The organism is Mesorhizobium sp. KACC 23794, from assembly GCF_052180275.1.
Taxonomy (GTDB): Bacteria; Pseudomonadota; Alphaproteobacteria; order Rhizobiales; family Rhizobiaceae; genus Kumtagia.
In genome coordinates, this window is sequence record NZ_CP197465.1 from 1,065,611 (window position 1) to 1,082,499 (window position 16,889).

Annotated in this window: 15 protein-coding genes; 8 read left to right on the forward strand and 7 right to left on the reverse strand. The window is 65.1% G+C overall.

What is annotated here, in order from left to right; translation table 11 throughout:
* Window positions 1-126 precede the first annotated feature (126 nt).
* The 3 genes from ACSBOB_RS05405 to copM all read left to right on the forward strand — a co-directional run bounded on the left by ACSBOB_RS05405 (window position 127) and on the right by copM (window position 3,693).
* On the forward strand, window positions 127-2,631 hold the full coding sequence (locus ACSBOB_RS05405) for a heavy metal translocating P-type ATPase (RefSeq protein ID WP_442583645.1): 2,505 nt from the start codon (window positions 127-129) through the stop codon (window positions 2,629-2,631).
* 184 nt (window positions 2,632-2,815) lie between these two features.
* On the forward strand, window positions 2,816-3,208 hold the full coding sequence (gene cueR / locus ACSBOB_RS05410; RefSeq protein WP_442581433.1) for a Cu(I)-responsive transcriptional regulator: 393 nt from the start codon (window positions 2,816-2,818) through the stop codon (window positions 3,206-3,208).
* Between the two features lie 95 nt (window positions 3,209-3,303).
* A complete protein-coding gene (copM, locus tag ACSBOB_RS05415; RefSeq protein WP_442581434.1) occupies window positions 3,304-3,693 on the forward strand; it encodes a CopM family metallochaperone in 390 nt (129 codons plus the stop codon).
* Window positions 3,694-3,705: 12 nt separating this feature from the next.
* On the opposite strand, the gene ACSBOB_RS05420 is transcribed toward copM, so the two are convergent.
* The 3 genes from ACSBOB_RS05420 to ACSBOB_RS05430 form a co-directional block, all read right to left on the reverse strand.
* Window positions 3,706-4,545 carry a potassium channel family protein gene (locus ACSBOB_RS05420; RefSeq protein WP_442581435.1) on the reverse strand — a complete coding sequence of 280 codons (840 nt, stop codon included), beginning with the start codon at window positions 4,543-4,545 and terminating at the stop codon, window positions 3,706-3,708.
* A gap of 18 nt (window positions 4,546-4,563) precedes the next feature.
* Window positions 4,564-5,730: a diphosphate--fructose-6-phosphate 1-phosphotransferase gene (locus ACSBOB_RS05425; RefSeq protein ID WP_442581436.1), complete on the reverse strand. Its 1,167-nt coding sequence runs from the start codon at window positions 5,728-5,730 to the stop codon at window positions 4,564-4,566.
* A gap of 99 nt (window positions 5,731-5,829) precedes the next feature.
* Window positions 5,830-6,288: a hypothetical protein gene (locus ACSBOB_RS05430; protein ID WP_442581437.1), complete on the reverse strand. Its 459-nt coding sequence runs from the start codon at window positions 6,286-6,288 to the stop codon at window positions 5,830-5,832.
* A 152-nt stretch (window positions 6,289-6,440) separates the two neighbouring features.
* On the opposite strand from ACSBOB_RS05430, the gene gabT reads away from it, so the two are divergent.
* Both gabT and ACSBOB_RS05440 read left to right on the forward strand, forming a co-directional pair.
* Complete coding sequence (gabT, locus tag ACSBOB_RS05435) at window positions 6,441-7,727, forward strand: 4-aminobutyrate--2-oxoglutarate transaminase (protein ID WP_442581438.1); 1,287 nt, start codon at window positions 6,441-6,443, stop codon at window positions 7,725-7,727.
* Between the two features lie 159 nt (window positions 7,728-7,886).
* Complete coding sequence (locus ACSBOB_RS05440) at window positions 7,887-8,993, forward strand: DNA alkylation repair protein (RefSeq protein WP_442583646.1); 1,107 nt, start codon at window positions 7,887-7,889, stop codon at window positions 8,991-8,993.
* 359 nt (window positions 8,994-9,352) lie between these two features.
* On the opposite strand, the gene xylA is transcribed toward ACSBOB_RS05440, so the two are convergent.
* Window positions 9,353-10,663, reverse strand: a complete 1,311-nt coding sequence (gene xylA, locus ACSBOB_RS05445) for a xylose isomerase (RefSeq protein ID WP_442581439.1) — start codon at window positions 10,661-10,663, stop codon at window positions 9,353-9,355.
* Window positions 10,664-10,815: 152 nt separating this feature from the next.
* Here xylA and ACSBOB_RS05450 point away from each other — a divergent pair, with 152 nt between their 5' ends.
* Window positions 10,816-11,175, forward strand: coding sequence for a nuclear transport factor 2 family protein (locus ACSBOB_RS05450; RefSeq protein ID WP_442581440.1), 360 nt, complete (start codon window positions 10,816-10,818; stop codon window positions 11,173-11,175).
* Window positions 11,176-11,432: 257 nt separating this feature from the next.
* Here ACSBOB_RS05450 and xylB read toward each other — a convergent pair whose 3' ends face one another.
* Window positions 11,433-12,884: a xylulokinase gene (gene xylB / locus ACSBOB_RS05455; RefSeq protein ID WP_442581441.1), complete on the reverse strand. Its 1,452-nt coding sequence runs from the start codon at window positions 12,882-12,884 to the stop codon at window positions 11,433-11,435.
* Between the two features lie 274 nt (window positions 12,885-13,158).
* On the opposite strand from xylB, the gene ACSBOB_RS05460 reads away from it, so the two are divergent.
* Complete coding sequence (locus tag ACSBOB_RS05460) at window positions 13,159-13,497, forward strand: hypothetical protein (RefSeq protein ID WP_442581442.1); 339 nt, start codon at window positions 13,159-13,161, stop codon at window positions 13,495-13,497.
* A gap of 21 nt (window positions 13,498-13,518) precedes the next feature.
* Here ACSBOB_RS05460 and ACSBOB_RS05465 read toward each other — a convergent pair whose 3' ends face one another.
* Together ACSBOB_RS05465 and ACSBOB_RS05470 are read right to left on the reverse strand one after the other, a co-directional pair.
* Window positions 13,519-14,835: a tetratricopeptide repeat protein gene (locus tag ACSBOB_RS05465; RefSeq protein WP_442581443.1), complete on the reverse strand. Its 1,317-nt coding sequence runs from the start codon at window positions 14,833-14,835 to the stop codon at window positions 13,519-13,521.
* Between the two features lie 17 nt (window positions 14,836-14,852).
* Complete coding sequence (locus tag ACSBOB_RS05470) at window positions 14,853-15,476, reverse strand: LysE family translocator (RefSeq protein WP_442581444.1); 624 nt, start codon at window positions 15,474-15,476, stop codon at window positions 14,853-14,855.
* Window positions 15,477-15,954: 478 nt separating this feature from the next.
* On the opposite strand from ACSBOB_RS05470, the gene ACSBOB_RS05475 reads away from it, so the two are divergent.
* Window positions 15,955-16,767: a L,D-transpeptidase gene (locus ACSBOB_RS05475; protein ID WP_442581445.1), complete on the forward strand. Its 813-nt coding sequence runs from the start codon at window positions 15,955-15,957 to the stop codon at window positions 16,765-16,767.
* Window positions 16,768-16,889: the final 122 nt, after the last annotated feature.

Here is a 16,889-nt window from a genome sequence, read left to right on the forward strand (position 1 = left end):
CCGGATGTGTCAACCCGACGTTGCAGGGCGAGCAAACTGGACCAGTCTGCGGCCTCCGCAAACCCCGAGAAAAAAGCGCTTGACCTTCCAGTAACTGGAAAGATTACGGTGCCCTCACCACATAGGATGCGGACAGGAACGACGCCGTTGGATCATCATCACGCGAATCAACAAAATGGTTTGTTGCCAGGGGCCGGCACGGCACCGGAAGTCGTGCGCGACCCTGTCTGCGGCATGAGCGTCGATCCGGCGGCGGGAAAACCGTCGCTGGAGTTCGGCGGTCGCGCCTACCATTTCTGCTGCAACGGCTGCAAAGCCAAGTTCGAGGCCGACCCCGACCGATATCTGGAAGCAAAAGACCCGGTCTGCGGCATGAGCGTGAAACGGGCGAGCGCGAAACATTTTTTGCGGCATGACGGGGCGGGGCATTATTTCTGCTCGGCCGGCTGCAAGGGAAAGTTCGAACAGGAGCCGGCAAGATATCTCGGCGAAAGGAAGCCCGAGCCGCCCGCGCCGAAGGGCACGAAATACACCTGCCCGATGCACCCCGAAGTGGTGCGCGACGGCCCCGGCTCCTGCCCGAAATGCGGCATGGCACTGGAGCCGATGGGCGTGCCGACCGGCGAGCAAGGTCCCAATCCCGAGCTGGTCGACTTCACCCGCCGCCTGTGGGTCAGCGCGGTGCTGTCGATCCCGCTGCTGGTGCTGACCATGGGGCCGATGCTCGGCCTGCCGTTTCGCGACTGGCTCGGCGAACGGACATCCGTCTGGATCGAACTTGTGCTCGCTACGCCCGTCGTGCTGTGGGCGGCGATCCCGTTCTTCCATCGCGGTTACGACTCGATCATCAACCGCAGCCCCAACATGTGGACGCTGATCTCGATCGGCGTCGGCGCCGCCTATCTCTACAGCGTCGTCGCGACGCTGTTCCCCGACATCTTTCCGCATGAGATGCGCGGCCATGGCGGCGGTGCGCCTGTCTATTTCGAGGCTGCTGCCGTCATCGTCGCCCTGGTCTTCCTCGGCCAGGTGCTGGAGCTGAAGGCGCGCGAACGCACCGGCTCGGCGATCCGCGCTCTGCTCGACCTCGCCCCGAAGACGGCGCGGCGCATCGGTGGGGATGGAAGCGAGACCGACGTGCCGCTGGATCAGGTCCGGGCCGGCGACCTGCTGCGCATCCGCCCCGGCGAGAGCGTGCCGGTGGACGGCATCGTCGACGACGGTCGCTCGGCGGTGGATGAATCCATGCTGACCGGCGAGCCTCTGCCGGTCGAAAAGGCCAAGGGTGACGCGGTCACCGGCGGCACGCTGAACCGCAACGGCACGCTGGTGATGCGCGCCGAAAAGGTCGGCGCCGACACCATGCTGTCGCGCATCGTCGAGATGGTGGCCAAGGCACAGCGCAGCCGCGCGCCGATCCAGGGCCTGGCCGACACGGTTTCGTTCTATTTTGTGCCGGCGGTGGTGCTGGCCGCGGTACTCGCCTTCGCCGTCTGGGCGATCTTCGGGCCCGGCCTGACCTTCGCCATCGTTTCCGCCGTGTCGGTGCTGATCATCGCCTGCCCTTGTGCGCTGGGACTAGCGACGCCGATGTCGATCATGACGGCGACGGGGCGCGGCGCGCAGGCCGGCGTGCTGGTCAAGGACGCGGAGGCGCTGGAGCGCCTGTCGACGGTGGACACGCTGATCGTCGACAAGACCGGCACGCTGACCGAGGGCCGGCCGAAGCTGACCGATGTCGTCGCGGCCGGCGGCCTCGACGAGGACGCGCTGCTCGGCCTTGCCGCCGCGCTGGAGCAGGGCTCCGAACACCCGCTGGCGGAGGCGATCGTCGAGGGCGCGCGCCAGCGCGGCGTGACCATCGACAAGGTTTCGGCATTCGAGGCGGTCACCGGCAAGGGCGTGAAAGGGTTTGTCGCGGGGCACACGGTGGCGCTGGGCAATGCCGCGATGATGCGCGACATCGGGGTCGACACCGCCGCGCTAGCGGCCCAGGGCGACGCGCTGCGCGCCGAGGGCAGGACCGTGATGTATGTCGCGCTGGAGGGCCGGCTCGCCGGTTTCGTCGCCGTCGCCGACCCGGTGAAGGCGAATGCGGTGCAAGCGATCCGGGCTCTGCACGACAGCGGGCTTCGCATCGTCATGGCGACCGGCGACAATGCGCTGACGGCGAAGTCGGTGGCCGCGAAACTCGGCATCGACGAGGTGCGCGCCGACATGACGCCGGAGGCCAAGCACGCGCTGGTCGACGAGTTGCGCGGCCGCGGCGCGAAGGTCGCCATGGCCGGCGACGGGGTCAACGACGCGCCGGCGCTGGCCGCCGCCGATGTCGGCATCGCCATGGGCACCGGCGCCGACGTCGCGCTGGAAAGCGCGGGGATCACGCTGCTCAAGGGCGATCTTTCCGGCATCGCGCGGGCGCGGCGGCTGAGCCAGGCCACCATGCGCAACATCCGCCAGAACCTGTTCTTCGCCTTCGCCTACAATGTCGTCGGCGTGCCGGTGGCGGCCGGCGTGCTCTACCCGGTCTTCGGCATGCTTTTGTCGCCGATGCTGGCCGCCGCCGCCATGAGCCTGTCGTCGGTGTCGGTCATCGGCAACGCGCTGAGGTTGAGGGCGCTCAAACTGTGACCCGTCGCCGCAGTGAAAGGGCTTGAGCTTCCACTTGGTGGAAGCCCTAGCCTGCATAGGGATAACTGCCGCGGAAAGATGCCGGGACAGTTTGCTTTCTTTCGGCAGAAAGGCCGCAGCAGTTCAGAAGTCGCGCGGGCCGAAAAAAGGAAACTGTCCCCTGCGCCAAGTTTAGGAGCCATCCATGAACATCGGAACCGCCGCCGAAAAATCCGGCCTGCCGCCAAAAACCATCCGATACTACGAGGATATCGGCCTGCTCAGCCCCGGCCGCGCCGACAACGGCTATCGCGACTATTCGACGGCGGATGTCCACCGGCTGCGGTTTCTGCAGCGCTCGCGCGGCCTCGGGTTTTCCGTCGAGGAATGCCGGCAGCTCCTGTCGCTTTATGGCGACACGCAGCGCGAGAGTTCCGAGGTCAAGGCGATCGCCGAAAGCAAGCTCACCGAGATCGACCGCAAGATCGCCGAGTTGCTGGAACTCAAGGCGACGCTCGGCCATCTGGTGGACGCCTGCCACGGCGACCACCGGCCTGAATGCCCGATCCTCGACGGGCTGGCCGGCCACCATCACTGAACGGCCGCATGCCGGCCTCATCTTCCGCCCATGATGGGCGGGACGAAAGCCGCCGCGATGTCTTGCGGCAACCCACACAGGAAAAGGAATTTTTGATGCGCAAGACCCTGTTGCTCGCGGGCTCCGCCCTGGCCGTCGTCCTATTCGCCGGCATCGCCCTGGCCCAGACGGATCATAGCGGGCACACCATGACCACGGATCCGGCCGCCGCCGCGCCGGCATCGGCCGCTGAAGCCGGCTACCGCCGGGCGATGGACGTCATGCACGAAGCGATGTCGAAGCTGAAATATTCCGGCGATGCCGATGTCGACTTCGTGCGCGGCATGATCCCGCATCACCAGGCGGCGATCGACATGGCGAAGGTCCTGCTCCAGCACGGCGGCAAGGATCCGGAAATCCGCAAACTCGCCGAGGACATCATCGCCGCGCAGGAGCGGGAAATCGACCAGATGGAAGCCTGGCTTCTGGCCAACGCGCCGAAGTAGGGCTGTTCCGGCCTATACGGGTCCTTCCGGAGTTTCGTCGGTGCGTCGGGTTCCTCGCTCTTCCCGCTCCTCCCGCTCCCGTTCCTGTGCCAGCCTGTGCTGCTGGATGGCGTCGCTGAAGGCGGCGGCGAGAATGCCGGTGGGCATGGCGATCAGGCCGATGCCGGTGATCGCCGTCAGCCCGGCCAGCATCTTGCCGAGCGCCGTCTGCGGGATCACGTCGCCATAGCCGACAGTGGTCAGCGTCGCGATCGACCACCACATGGCGCGCGGGATCGAGCCGAAGGCGGCCGGCTGGCCTTCGCCCTCGATGATGTAGAGCAGGGTCGACGACACGAGCAGCAGCACCGTGGCGATCATCAGGCTCATCAGCAGTTCGTAGCGCCGCGAATAGACGGCGTGGCCGATGGCGTGGAAGGCTTTGGAATAGCGCCCGAGTTTCGCCAGAGACAGGATGCGCAACAGCCGGAACAGCCTCAGGATCGAGGTTTCATTGCCGTAGAAGGTGAGGAACAGCGTCGACATGGCAAGCAGGTCGATGATCGCCGGCAGCGACAGCGCGTAGCGGACATAGCCCAAAAAGCCGCCGCCATATCGAGGGTCTTCGGCCGAGGTCCACAGCCGAGCCAGATATTCGACCAGGAAGATCGAGCCGAACATCAGTTCAAGGCCCAGGAAAAGGTTCTCCCGGCCGAAATAGATCGTCGGCTCGCTTTCCAGGATCGCCACCAGCACGGCGGCGGCGATCATCAGCACAATGAACTTGTTGAGCCGCGACAGCCCCTTCCTGTGCCACGCCGTCGGCTGGAGGCGGATGTAGAGCCAGCGCCGCAGCCGGATGTGTCGGGACATCGGTGCCTCGGCGGGCTCTCAGACGAACGGTTTGCCGACGTCGTATTTCTTCGGCACCAGCCGCTCGAAATAGGCCTTGCCGGCCGGCGCGAGACCGGTTCCGGCGGCGTCGAGGAAATCCTCGGGCATGTGCCGCGTCTTGCCGGCCACATTGATCAGCTGAACCTTGCGCAGCACCGTCCTGCCGTTCTCGACCTGCAGCGCCACCGAGCCGCCGCCCTCGCCGGCGATGTCGACCGCGAAGGCGCCGGCATCGAAGGCTTCCTGCTGGTCGACTTTCGAGATCGCGCCGACAAAACCGCGCGGCATATAGCCCAGCGCGTCGACGCGGGCGCGCGCGCCCGGAAGCCCTTCCTTCAGCGCATGCTCGAACGCCATGCCGAGATCGCCGCCCGACAGTTTCAAATTGCCATGCGCGTCGCGCTCCAGTCTTTCCGGCGGCACCAGCGTCTCGACCAGCGCACGGCCGTCCTCGGCGGTCACGCCTTCCGACACGGCGACGATGCAGCGCTTGTGCTTGTCCAGCGTGCGCTTCACGTCGTCGATGAAGCGTTTCGGTGAAAAGGCGCGCTCCGGCGCGTAGATCAGATGCGGTCCCGACTCGTCGTCGATCCGCCAGGCGGCGGAGGCGGCGGTGAGGAAGCCGGCATGCCGGCCCATGACGATCGCCACATAGATGCCGGGCAGCGCCCGGAAATCCAGGTCGGCGGTGAGGAAGGCGCCGGCGACATATTCGGCGGCCGAGATGAAGCCCGGCGTATGGTCGTTTTCTTCAAGATCGTTGTCGATGGTTTTGGGCGCATGCACGAAGGCGATTTTTCCGCCCGACGCCTCGGTCAGGATCTGCTGCGTGCCCGACGTGTCGTTGCCACCGATATAGATGAAGGCCTGCGTATCGATCTTCTGCAGCCCCTTCAGCACCACCTCGCAATAGGCGGCGTCCGGCTTGTCGCGGGTGGAGCCAAGTGCTGCGCTCGGCGTGCCGGCGATGCGTCGCAGCTCGGCTTCGGGAATTTCGGTCAGGTCGACATAGTTGCCGTCGCGGATGCCGCGCACGCCGTGCCGCGCGCCCAGCACCTTTGCGCCGGGATGCTTCTTGCGCACTTCGAGGGCTGCGCCCACCATGGTCTGGTTGATCACCGCGGTCGGCCCGCCGCCCTGCGCAATCACGAATGTTCCGGCCATAAATCCCTCCGATCGGATGTCGCCGCAGGTTTAGCCTAGTTTTGCGACAGCGCAACCGTCGCGGCCGCGATGAACCGTGTTGAGCCGGATCTCGTCCGTCTACTCGCGGCATTTGCAAGTCAGATCTTGGCGGACATCGAGAAATCGGGCGTCACCAAAGCGGCTCGTGACCAGCCGCAAGTCTCGGGCATGCTGCGCCAGTTCATCCGGCAGCCGATCGACGGTAGTCGGGTTCACCGGTATGGCGACGAGTTCGTAGGCATTACGCTCAGCAATTGCCGGGCGGTGTACATCGGTCCAATCGTAGGCGAACAAGCCGCGTTGTGCGAACGCGATGAAACAGTCCGGACGAGGCATCGCCTCCAGTATACGCGCCTCCGACACTACAGGCAGCCTGTAGATCAGCGGTTCCAGGTCACCCTCATCGCGATTGAGCAGATGTAGAAGACCGACCGGCACCGGGCCACAACCCGCCGTGGTAAAGACCGCCAGACGGTTATCACGGTCGGCCGCCAGCCAAGCGCAATCGAAGTCGGCTGGGTAGGAGTTGCCACGCATGGCGAGCTTCCTTCGGCGATAGCACCACGCTGGCCGCAAAGGATTTTTCCTGCTGCGCCATTCACACCGCAGCTTCGGCGTTATACTGGCGGCTATCAAGGACGAAATGGCATTAGCCGGCCGTAGCCATAGGCCGATCTTCGAGGGAAATCATGTCAAACAATGCATCGCTCCAGGCCCGTCGTGTCGCCGCGATTCCGCGCGGGGTGGCGACAGCCAATCCGGTGTTCGCCGAGCGAGCCGAGAATTCCGAGCTTTGGGACCGGGATGGCCGCCGCTACATCGATTTCGCCGGCGGCATCGCAGTGCTCAACACCGGCCACCGCCATGCGAAGGTGATCGCGGCGGTCAAGGCGCAGCTCGATGCGTTTACGCATACGGCCTTCCAGATCGTGCCCTACGAACCCTATATCGCGCTGTGCGAGCGGCTGAACGCCCTTGCGCCGTTCAAGGGCGAGGCGAAGTCGATCCTGTTCTCGACCGGCGCGGAAGCGGTTGAGAATGCTGTGAAAATCGCCCGCGCCTATACCGGGCGCACCAATGTCATCGCCTTCTCCGGCGCCTTCCACGGCCGCACGCTGATGACCAGCGCGCTGACCGGCAAGGTCGCGCCCTACAAGAAGAAATTCGGGCCGATGCCGGCCGGCGTCTGGCACGTGCCGTTCCCGGTGCCGCAGGACAATGTGACGGTGGCCGATTCGCTCAGGGCGATCGAGTACCTGTTCCGCGCCGACGTCGATCCGGTCAACGTCGCAGCTATCATCATCGAGCCGGTGCAGGGCGAGGGCGGATTCCACCCGGCGCCGGTCGAACTGCTGCAGGGACTGCGGGCGATCTGCGACCAGCACGGCATCGTGCTGATCGCCGACGAGGTGCAGACGGGTTTTGCCCGCACCGGCAAGATGTTCGGCATCGAGAATTCCGGGGTCGAGCCGGACATGCTGACCATCGCCAAGTCGCTGGCCGGCGGATTCCCGCTGTCGGGTGTCATCGGCAAGGCGGCGATCATGGACGGGCCGGAGCCGGGCGGCCTGGGCGGCACCTATGCCGGCAGCCCGATCGCCTGCGCGGCCGCGCTCGCCGTGCTGGACGTCATTGAAGAGGAAAAGCTTTTGGCGCGGTCGAACGCGCTCGGCGAGCGGATCAAAGGCGAGCTGGCGCGGATTTCGCAACGAAACGATACGGTTCCGATGGGTTTCATCCGTGGACCCGGCGCGATGGTGGCGTTCGACGTGCTGAAGGGACGCGGAGGCTCGGAGCCGGACGCCGACGCGACCAAGCGGGTGACGCAGGCGGCGATGGCCGAGGGCCTGGTGCTTCTGTCGTGCGGGGTGCATGCCAACACGATCCGCATCCTGATGCCGCTGACGATCTCCGACGAGATTCTGGCCGAAGGCATGGGCAAGCTGGAGAGGGCGCTGGTCGCCGCCAACGGCTAGGTTTTTGCAGGGTTTCGGGTCGGGCCGGCCCCGGCCGGGTCTGACCCGAAGCCTGCCCGTATCCCAGATATCGACATCGGGCGGACGCTCCTGACAGATCGCCGGCAGCAGCCCGTGCTACGAGGGCCTCGACGAGGCTGATCGGTGGTACGGAAAGACATGCAGGAACAGGTGGATACGGGTACCGCGGCGCTGAAGGAGATTTTTGACCGGGCGCGGCTGGCGCACATCGCGCGGGAGACGGCGGCGGTTTGCCAGGACTTCGACGCGAAAAAGTTCATGGCGCTGGCGACGGACGGCCTGGATGCACTGGGCATCATGCAGCGGATGCGGCTGGTTGCGAGCAGCCTGCATGCCGCGCTGCCGGGCGATTTCGCTGCCAATATCGAGGTCCTGAAAGCGCTGGCGCCGCGCATCGGCCATGGTTTCGCTTCGATCTCGCTGTCGGAGTATGTCGCGCTCCATGGCGCGGAGCATTTCGACATCTCCATGAAAGCATTGCATTTTTTCACCCGGTTCGGGTCATCGGAATTCGCGGTCCGACCGTTTTTGCTGCGCGACCTGAACCGGACTTTGGCGGTGATGGAAGGCTGGGCCGGCGACGACAACGAGCATGTGCGCCGGCTGGCCAGCGAAGGCTGCAGGCCGCGGTTGCCCTGGGCGGCGCGGATTCCGGCGCTCATCAAGGACCCGTCGCCGGTCGCGCCGATTCTCGAACGGCTGAAAAGCGACCCGAGCCTTTACGTGCGCAAGTCGGTGGCCAACCATCTGAACGACATCGGCAAGGATCATCCGGAGTGGATGCTGGAGCGTCTCGGCGGCTGGCCGATGGAGGACACACGCACCGCGTGGATCGCCAGGCATGCGCTTAGGTCGTTGATCAAGAAGGGAGATTCGCGCGCGCTGGCGATGATCGGCGCCAGCGGAAAACCGCTGGTGAAGGTTGAAACCATGCGCGTGACGCCGGCGGAAATCGGGTTGGGCGAGCGCATTTCCCTGTCGGCCAGACTGGTTTCGACAGCGGGAGAAAGCCAGCGGCTGATCGTCGACTATGCCGTCCATTACGTCAAGAAAAACGGTACGCCGAGCCGAAAGGTGTTCAAGCTGAAGGTTCTGGACCTTGCCGCGGGTGCGGCTTGCGACCTGTCGATCAGCCAGACCGTGAAGGATTTTACCACGCGCAAGCATTTCGCCGGGCATCATCGGGTCGATCTTCTGGTCAATGGCGAGACGCTGGCCGAAGGCGGGTTCAACCTTTTGATATAATTGGGAATTCGGGGCGCTCCCGAGAGATTGCCCGGCCGCCGGGCATCTTCTCCTCTGGTCCGTGAAGCCCGGAAGATCGTTGCATTTCAAGAGCTTGTCGCAGCGTTTCGTCGGAAACGGCCTGACGGGCTTCACAAATGGCGCAAAAAGGCCGTTCGGCACGATGTTTTCAGCCGTTCGGCTTGGCTGGCGGCTGATTTTTGTCGATGCGAGAGTGCCGATTTCGCCGCTGCCGCAGACTTAGAAGCAGGACCGGTTTTCGGATCGAAGGATGGCCGGCTGGAACGCCTTCTCCCCGTTCAAGGGGAGAAGGCGCAGGCAGGTGGATGAAGTCGGGGGGCGAAACGAACCCGTTTCGACTACACGTAACGGTTGACGACGTTCTCCAGAAATTCCTGGCGGCCGGAGCGCGGCTGGGGTTCGATGCCACGGCTGGTCACATAATGCTCGATCTCGTCCAGCGTATAGCCGCCGGCCAAGACCTTCTTGGCCTCGGCGCCGTCCCAACCGGCGTAGCGCTCGGCGAGCGGGCCGGAGAGCGCCTTGTCCTCGACCATTTTGGCCGCCGCCTTGAGGCCGCGGGCGCAGCAGTCCATGGCGCCGATATGGCCGATGAGCAGGTCCTGCGGGTCGAGCGACTGGCGGCGCAGCTTTGCGTCGAAATTTGTACCGCCGGTGGTGAAGCCGCCAGCCTGCAGCACGTAATAATAGGCCAACGCCATTTCCGGCACGTTGTTGGGGAACTGGTCGGTGTCCCAGCCCGACTGGTAGTCGTTGCGGTTCATGTCGATCGAGCCGAAGATGCCGAGGCTGCCTGCCAGCGCCAGTTCGTGCTCGAAGGAATGGCCGGCGAGGATGGCGTGGCCCTGCTCGATGTTGACCTTGACCTCGTTCTCCAGCCCAAAGTCCTTGAGGAAGCCGTATACTGTGGCGACGTCGTAGTCGTACTGGTGTTTTGTCGGCTCCTGCGGCTTCGGCTCGATCAGGATGGTGCCGTTGAAGCCGATCTTGTGCTTGTAGTCGACGACCATCTGCAGGAAGCGGCCGGCCTGCTGGCGCTCGCGTTTCAGGTCGGTGTTGAGCAAGGTTTCGTAGCCCTCGCGGCCGCCCCACAGCACATAGTTCTCGCCGCCCAGCTTCTTGGTGGCGTCGATGCAGCGCTTTACCGTCGCCGCCGAGTAGAGAAAAACGTCGGGATCGGGATTGGTGGCCGCGCCCGACATGAAGCGGCGGTTGGAGAACAGGTTCGCCGTGCCCCACAGAAGTTTTACGCCGGTCTCGGCCTGCTTCTTCGCAAAAATGTCGACGATCTCGTCGAGGCGCGCCGCACTTTCGGCGAAGCTTTTGCCCTCGGGCCGCACGTCGGCGTCGTGGAAGCAGTAGTATGGGGCGCCGAGCAGCGTAAACATCTCGAAGGCGACGTCGGCTTTCAGCTTCGCATTGTCCATGCTCTCGCCGAACCATGGGCGCTCGAACGTCTGCCCGCCGAACGGATCGCCGCCCGGCCAGGCGAAGGAGTGCCAGTAGGCGACGGCAAAGCGCAGATGGTCTTCCATGCGCTTGCCGGCGACGATTTCGTCCTTGTTGTAGAAGCGATAGGCCAGCGGATTGGTCGAATCCGGCCCTTCATATTGCGCCGGCTTGATGTCGCCGAAAAATCCCGTGCTCATGTCGTCGATCTCCTCTCGAATTTCAGTTGGCCGGCTCGACTGCGCCGGATTGGGTGATTGGCGCGCGGCCGATTACCTGTCGCGTAATTGGATTGCCTGCGCCGGTGGCCGACAAAGCCCGTGTCGAAACTCGAAGCACAGGAGACAGGGCCATGACCGACTTGAATATGATCGCCGAACGCTACATCGCGGCGTGGAACGCGACGGATGCGGCTGAACGGGGAGGGCTTCTCGGCGCGGCTTTCACCGATGACATCAGCTATGCCGATCCGATCATGAAGGGCGAGGGCCATGACGGAGTCGGTGCGCTTATCGACGGTGTCCACCAGAAATTTGCCGGCTTCCGGTTCTCGCTGAAGGGAACGCCGGACGGCTTTGCCGACACTATCCGCTTCTCGTGGGCGCTCGGGCCGGAAGGGACGGAGTCGGTGATCGAGGGCACCGATGTCGGGATCATCGAGGGTGGCAGGCTGAAGAGCGTGCGGGGGTTTTTGGACAAGGTGCCGGGGTAGCAGTTGCACTGCGCGGTCGCACTCCGTCCAGCACCCCTCATCCGACCGCGCTTCGCGCGGCCACCTTCTCCCACAAGGGGAGAAGGTGGCGTTTCGCGCCGACGCTGCCGCCAGTCGCCAATGTTGGAGATTTGCAGAGGCGGACCGCCAGCGCTCCACCTTCTCCCCCTGTGGGAGAAGGTGTCGAGCCCGAAGGGCGAGACGGATGAGGGGTGTTCCAGCTAGGCGCGACATGCGGCTGGATCGCATCGCCCCGCTCACATCGTGCCCCGGATCGCCGGGTAGAGCGCGCGGTAGCGGGCGTAGGCTTCGTCGTAGGCCGCGCTGAGTTTGTCGACCGGGTCGATCGTCTCGGCGGTGGCGGGGGCGGTGAGCACGGCGTGCGGGTCGGCGTTCTCGGCGGCGATCAGGCCGAGGCGGGCGGCGCCGAAGGCCGCGCCGAAATCGCCGTCGGCCGGGATGTCGACGGGGATGCCGAGTGCAGTTGCGATGGCCTTCAGCCAGTAATGCGAGCGCGAGCCGCCGCCGACGGCGGTGACGCGAGACAGTTCCGTACCGGCGGCATGCAAGGCGTGCAGGCTGTCGCGGAAAGCGAAGGCGACGCCTTCCAGCACCGCTTGCGTCAGCGCAGCTACATCCGATTCATGCGCCAGCCCGGTGAAGGAGCCGCGGATGACGGCGTCGTTGTGCGGCGTGCGCTCGCCGGAGAGATAGGGCAGGAAGGTCACGCCGGTCGGCTTGCGCAGCCCTTCACCCAGAGCGGTGGTGAGGTCGCCGGCGCTCCTGCCCGTGATGCCGGAGAGCCAGTTCAGCGAATCCGTCGCGGACAGGATGACGCCCATCTGATGCCAGGTATTCGGCAGCGCGTGGCAGAAGGCGTGGACGGCGCTTTCGGGGTTGGGGAGATAGGAATCGTTGGCGGCAAACAGCACGCCCGACGTGCCGAGCGAGACGAAGGCATGCCCAGCCTTGACCGTGCCCATTCCGCAGGCCGAGGCCGCATTGTCGCCCGCGCCGCCGGCCACGACGATGCCTTGGCCGAGACCCCAGCGGGCGGCGAGCTCGGCGCGCAGGATGCCGGCCGGCTCCGTGCCCTCGACCAGAGACGGCATGTGTTCTTCACGCAGATGCGTGGCCTCGAGCAGCGGCGCCGACCATTTTCGCTTGGCCGTGTCCAGCCAGGAAGTGCCGGCGGAATCCGACATTTCGGAAATATGCTCGCCGGTCAGCCACAGCCGCAGGTAATCCTTGGGCAGCAGGACTTTTCGGACTTTCGCGAAGACCTCCGGCTCGTTGTTCCTGACCCAGACGAGCTTGGGCGCGGTGAAGCCGGGGAAAACGATGTTGCCGGTGATCTTTCGGAAGCGCGGATCGGAGTCGAGTTCCGCCGCTTCACGGAAACTGCGGGTGTCGTTCCACAGGATGCAGGGGCGCAGCACGGCGTCGCCGTCGCCCAGAATGGTCGCGCCATGCATGTGGCCGGACAGGCCGATGCCCTTGACCGTCGCCATCTCCTTCGGATGTTTTGCCTTCAGCGCGGTGACGGCGTCCTCGGTGGCGGCGATCCAGTCGGCGGGATCCTGCTCCGACCAGCCGGGATTGGGCCGCGAAACCTCGATCGGCGCGCTGGCCGAGCCGACGATCTGCTGGTCGCCGCCGATCAGCAGGAGTTTCACGCCGGACGTGCCGAGGTCTATGCCGAGATACATCCCATCCTCCCTGCTGCCAGGCGCGTGACCCGGCAGTCATTCTCAGGCGGCGCGGCGTCTGGCCATTCGCTGCCGACTGGGGATTTCATACCAAAAAAACTGTCCAAGCGAATGGGCAAAAAGGCGGTCTGTCGAAGATTTTTTTCGATGCTCGGAATAAATAACGGAAGATGAGGTGCACGGCGACGCGAATGTCTGACGAAGGATGAGCTGCTGCGCGCTATGGTTGAAAGTATGAATTCAGGCGGGCAAACTCATACTTGCGGGGGGTATTGTGAAGCGGATTTCAATTCTGGCTGGCGTCGCGCTGCTGGCGCTGGCTGGCTGTACGATGAGCAAGGAGAAATACGAGGTGGCGCAGACGGCGCTGGACGGAAGCCCCAAGCTGCGGTCGATGGTGGTGGCGGATTGCGTCAGGAAAGCCCATCCCTCCAAGAAGGAAATGGAAATCCTGGCGGCGCTGACGAACAGTTCCGTGGCTACGGTGAAGACGGTCGTGTGCCGGCGCGTCGTTGCCGCCACGGCTTCGGGCCGCCTTTCCTATGCCGATTATCAGGCCTTCGTGGCCGGGCGTCCGACGCCGAAAGTCATCCGCATCCTGCAAGGCCGCTGAGATCAACGACACCGCGGACGGTCAGGCGGGGGGCGGAAGCATTGCCGCACGCCGCGCAAACAGCGCCGACAGCGGGCTGGCGGGGCGGGCCGCCAGCCGTTTCGCGGTGAGATCGCGGGCCAGATATCCGTCGCCGGCGCGAAGCGCCGCCTCGATCAGCGTCAGGGCGATCACGTCGCGCTGGGCATGGCTGCCGCCGAACAGATGGGCGATCGCCGGCAGTGGGCGGAGTGCTTCGACCGCGTCGGCGTAGCGGCCTTCGCCGAACGCCTTGATGCCGAGGGTTGCCGGGCGGCCGACCTCGCGGGTGAAGGCTGCGTTGTCGTCGTCGGCCCGCATCGCCACTTCCTGCGCGGCGAGCAGGTCGCGCGCGGCGTCGTCGCGGCCGGCGCCGACAAAGGCCATCATGGCGTGCATGTCGTTGAAGGCGTAATTGCTGTCGCGCGCCTTGGGCAGCCAGTTTTCGGCGAGCGGCGACCAGCGGCTGCCGATGTCGATGCCGCCGAGCATGAGCCGCCAGAGGATCGCCGAGGCGTCGAGCAGATTGAGCGCCAGCGTCGAGCCGCTGCCGTAGATCGGCCCGTCATAGAGGGCCAGCACCTGCTCCGTCTCGCCGAGATCGTAGTGGAAGAGCGACAGGTGCCACCAGTTGTGCACCTGCAGGAAACTGCCCTCGGTCCAGCCCGCCTCATTGTCGCGCATCCAGGCGATGCCGTCGTGCTGGCGGGATTGCATCTCCATGACATGGGCGACGGCGTGCTGGGCCCATCCGTCATGCGGCTCGATGTCGACAGCGCGGCGGCCGAACTTTTCGGCCTCGGCATACTCGGCGTTCTCCTCGAGGCCGAACGCCTGCATGCCGAGGATCGCGTGATATCCGGGGATGTCCGGCGACCATGCCGGAAGGGCCCGGGCAATGCGGTCGCGCAGCATTTCAGCGTTGCCGGTGAAGAAATCGATCTGGTGGCCGGCTTGCAGCGCCAGCGCGTCCAGCGGCTGCGTTTCGGTGTGGGCAGCAAGCCGCTTTCCGGCCCGATGCCAGCCGCCGGCGGCGAGGTCGCCTAGGGCGGCGGCATGTGTTCGCTCGCGCTCCGTGCCTGCCAGGCGGGCGGCGGCCTCGGCGCAGGCCTGCGTTACCGGCATCGCCTCCTTGTCGGTGGAGAGGCCGTAGAGCCATCCCTTGAAGGCATGCGCCATGGCGAAGTCGGGGCTGTCGGCAAGTGCTGCCTCGACCGAGGCCACCGGATCACCGACGAAACAGCGCAACTCGTGCTGGGCCGTTTCGAACAATACGGCAGCGGCGTCGGAGGCGCCGGTGAGGGTTTGCCTGTCCGCCATCGTTTTCCTCGCCTCACTCAGGTTGCCGGCCGCAGCGCCACGGTTGCGATGCCCGCACCGACCAGCAGCGAGCCGCCGGTGCGGTTGAAGATGCGCAGCGCGCGGGGGTTTCGCACGAGGTCGCGGGCGCGCGCCGCCACCAGAGCATAGCCGAAGGCATTGGCGAAGGCGAGCGCCAGGAAGGTCGCTTCGAACACCAGCATCTGCGTCCAGAAATCCGCCTCATGGTTCAAAAACTGCGGCAGGAAGGCGACGAAGAAGGTGATGCTTTTCGGATTGAGGGCGGTGACCAGCCAGGCATGCGCCATCATCTTCGCGGCGGATGTCGCGTCGGTGCGCGGCTCGGCCTTGAGCGTGCCGCCGGCGCGAAAGAGTTTTATGCCGAGATAGATCAGGTACGCGGCGCCGATCCATTTCAACAGGGTGAAGACAGTGGCTGAGGCGGCGAGCAGCGCGCCGATGCCCAGCATCGACAGCGTCATGGCAGTGAAGTCGCCGAGCGCGACGCCGACCGCCATGGGCAGCGCGGTGCGCCACCCCTGGCCGAGTGCGTAGGACACGACGAGCAGGATCGTCGGCCCCGGGATGATCAGAAGGATTGCAGATGCCGCAGCGAAGGCCGCCCAGGCTTCAAACGACATGGATGTCTCCTATCCTCAAAGGAATGGATAAATCCCTGCCAGCGCGGAGATGTAAAGGGGCCTTGCGTGCGCGATGCGGCAGGCAAGGAGGGGCGTTGACGATTGTCCATCAGAACACCCCCGCCGACAGAAGCGCGATCAAGCCGGCGCTGGCCGCAAGCAGCGGGCCGACGGCAAGCGCCCCGGCCAAAAGCACGGCGAACTGGTTCTTCAGCGACTCGGTCATGACGTCCTCACGGGGTTTCCGACGGACAGGTAGGAACGGCTCCGGTCGAGATTGTGACGCAAAGGAGGAGTTCTGGTGTCGGCGTGTGCAGAATGCCGGAAACAGCAGGCTCAAGGCACCAGAAATTCCATAAAAGTGTTTTATATCAGTTAGTTAATATATTTACTCTTCGCTAACCACGTTTCGTGAAGATTTGACAGAGAGGGTGAACGGACACAGTACATTCGATCTTTCCGGTGTAGCCTTGCAGGCATGATGAAGCTTGCCATTTCCGCCCCGGTGCAGACCGCCGGACCGTCTTTGTCGCAGCCTGTCAGCCGGCGTACCGCGCTCGCCGGCCTCGGTGCGCTGATGCTCGGCGGCTGCAGCCGCAGCATCGACATCGGCCTGCCGGGAAGCCAGCCGAAAGTGGCGGCGATGACGCCGCCCGCCCCGCCTAAACCCGCGCCGCCGCCGGTCTCCGAGGAGATCAAGACCGCCTCGGTCGGCCCCAATCCCGGCGGCTACGGAAATCTCGGCCAGCCGGAGCTTATGTATGCCTCGGTCACCGACAGTGGATTCCGGCTACCCGCGGTCCCGCCGGACCAGTTGAAGCCGATCCACCTCAGACGGCTGGTGGTCGACCCCACCGGCGAGGCGCCGGGCACCATCGTCGTCCATCTGCAGAAGCGCCATCTCTATCTGGTGCAGGAGAATGGCGACGCGATCCGCTACGGCGTGTCGATCGGCAAGGAAGGATTTGTCTGGTCGGGCCGCGCCGTGGTCGACCATGCGCGCAAATGGCCGACCTGGACGCCGCCTTCCGAAATGGTGGCGCGAAAGCCGGCGCTGAAGAAATATGCCGGCGGTCAGCCAGGCGGGCTGGACAATCCGCTCGGCGCGCGGGCGCTCTATATCTACAAGGACGGCGTGGACACGCTGTTCCGTGTCCACGGCACGCCGGAATGGCGCTCGATCGGCAAGGCCGCCTCGTCGGGCTGCGTGCGCATGATCAACCAGGATGTCATCGACCTCTACGACCGGGTGAAGGGCAAGGGCAAGACGCCGATCGTGGTGGTGGCTTAGACGGGGCAGGCGAGGGTGCCTGGTGTGCAGGCGCGGATCGCATGCACGTAAGGTCACCGGACCGTTCGTTCATCGACAGCGTTGTCGTCCCGGCAGAGCAGGCCGCAGGCGCTCTCGTGGAT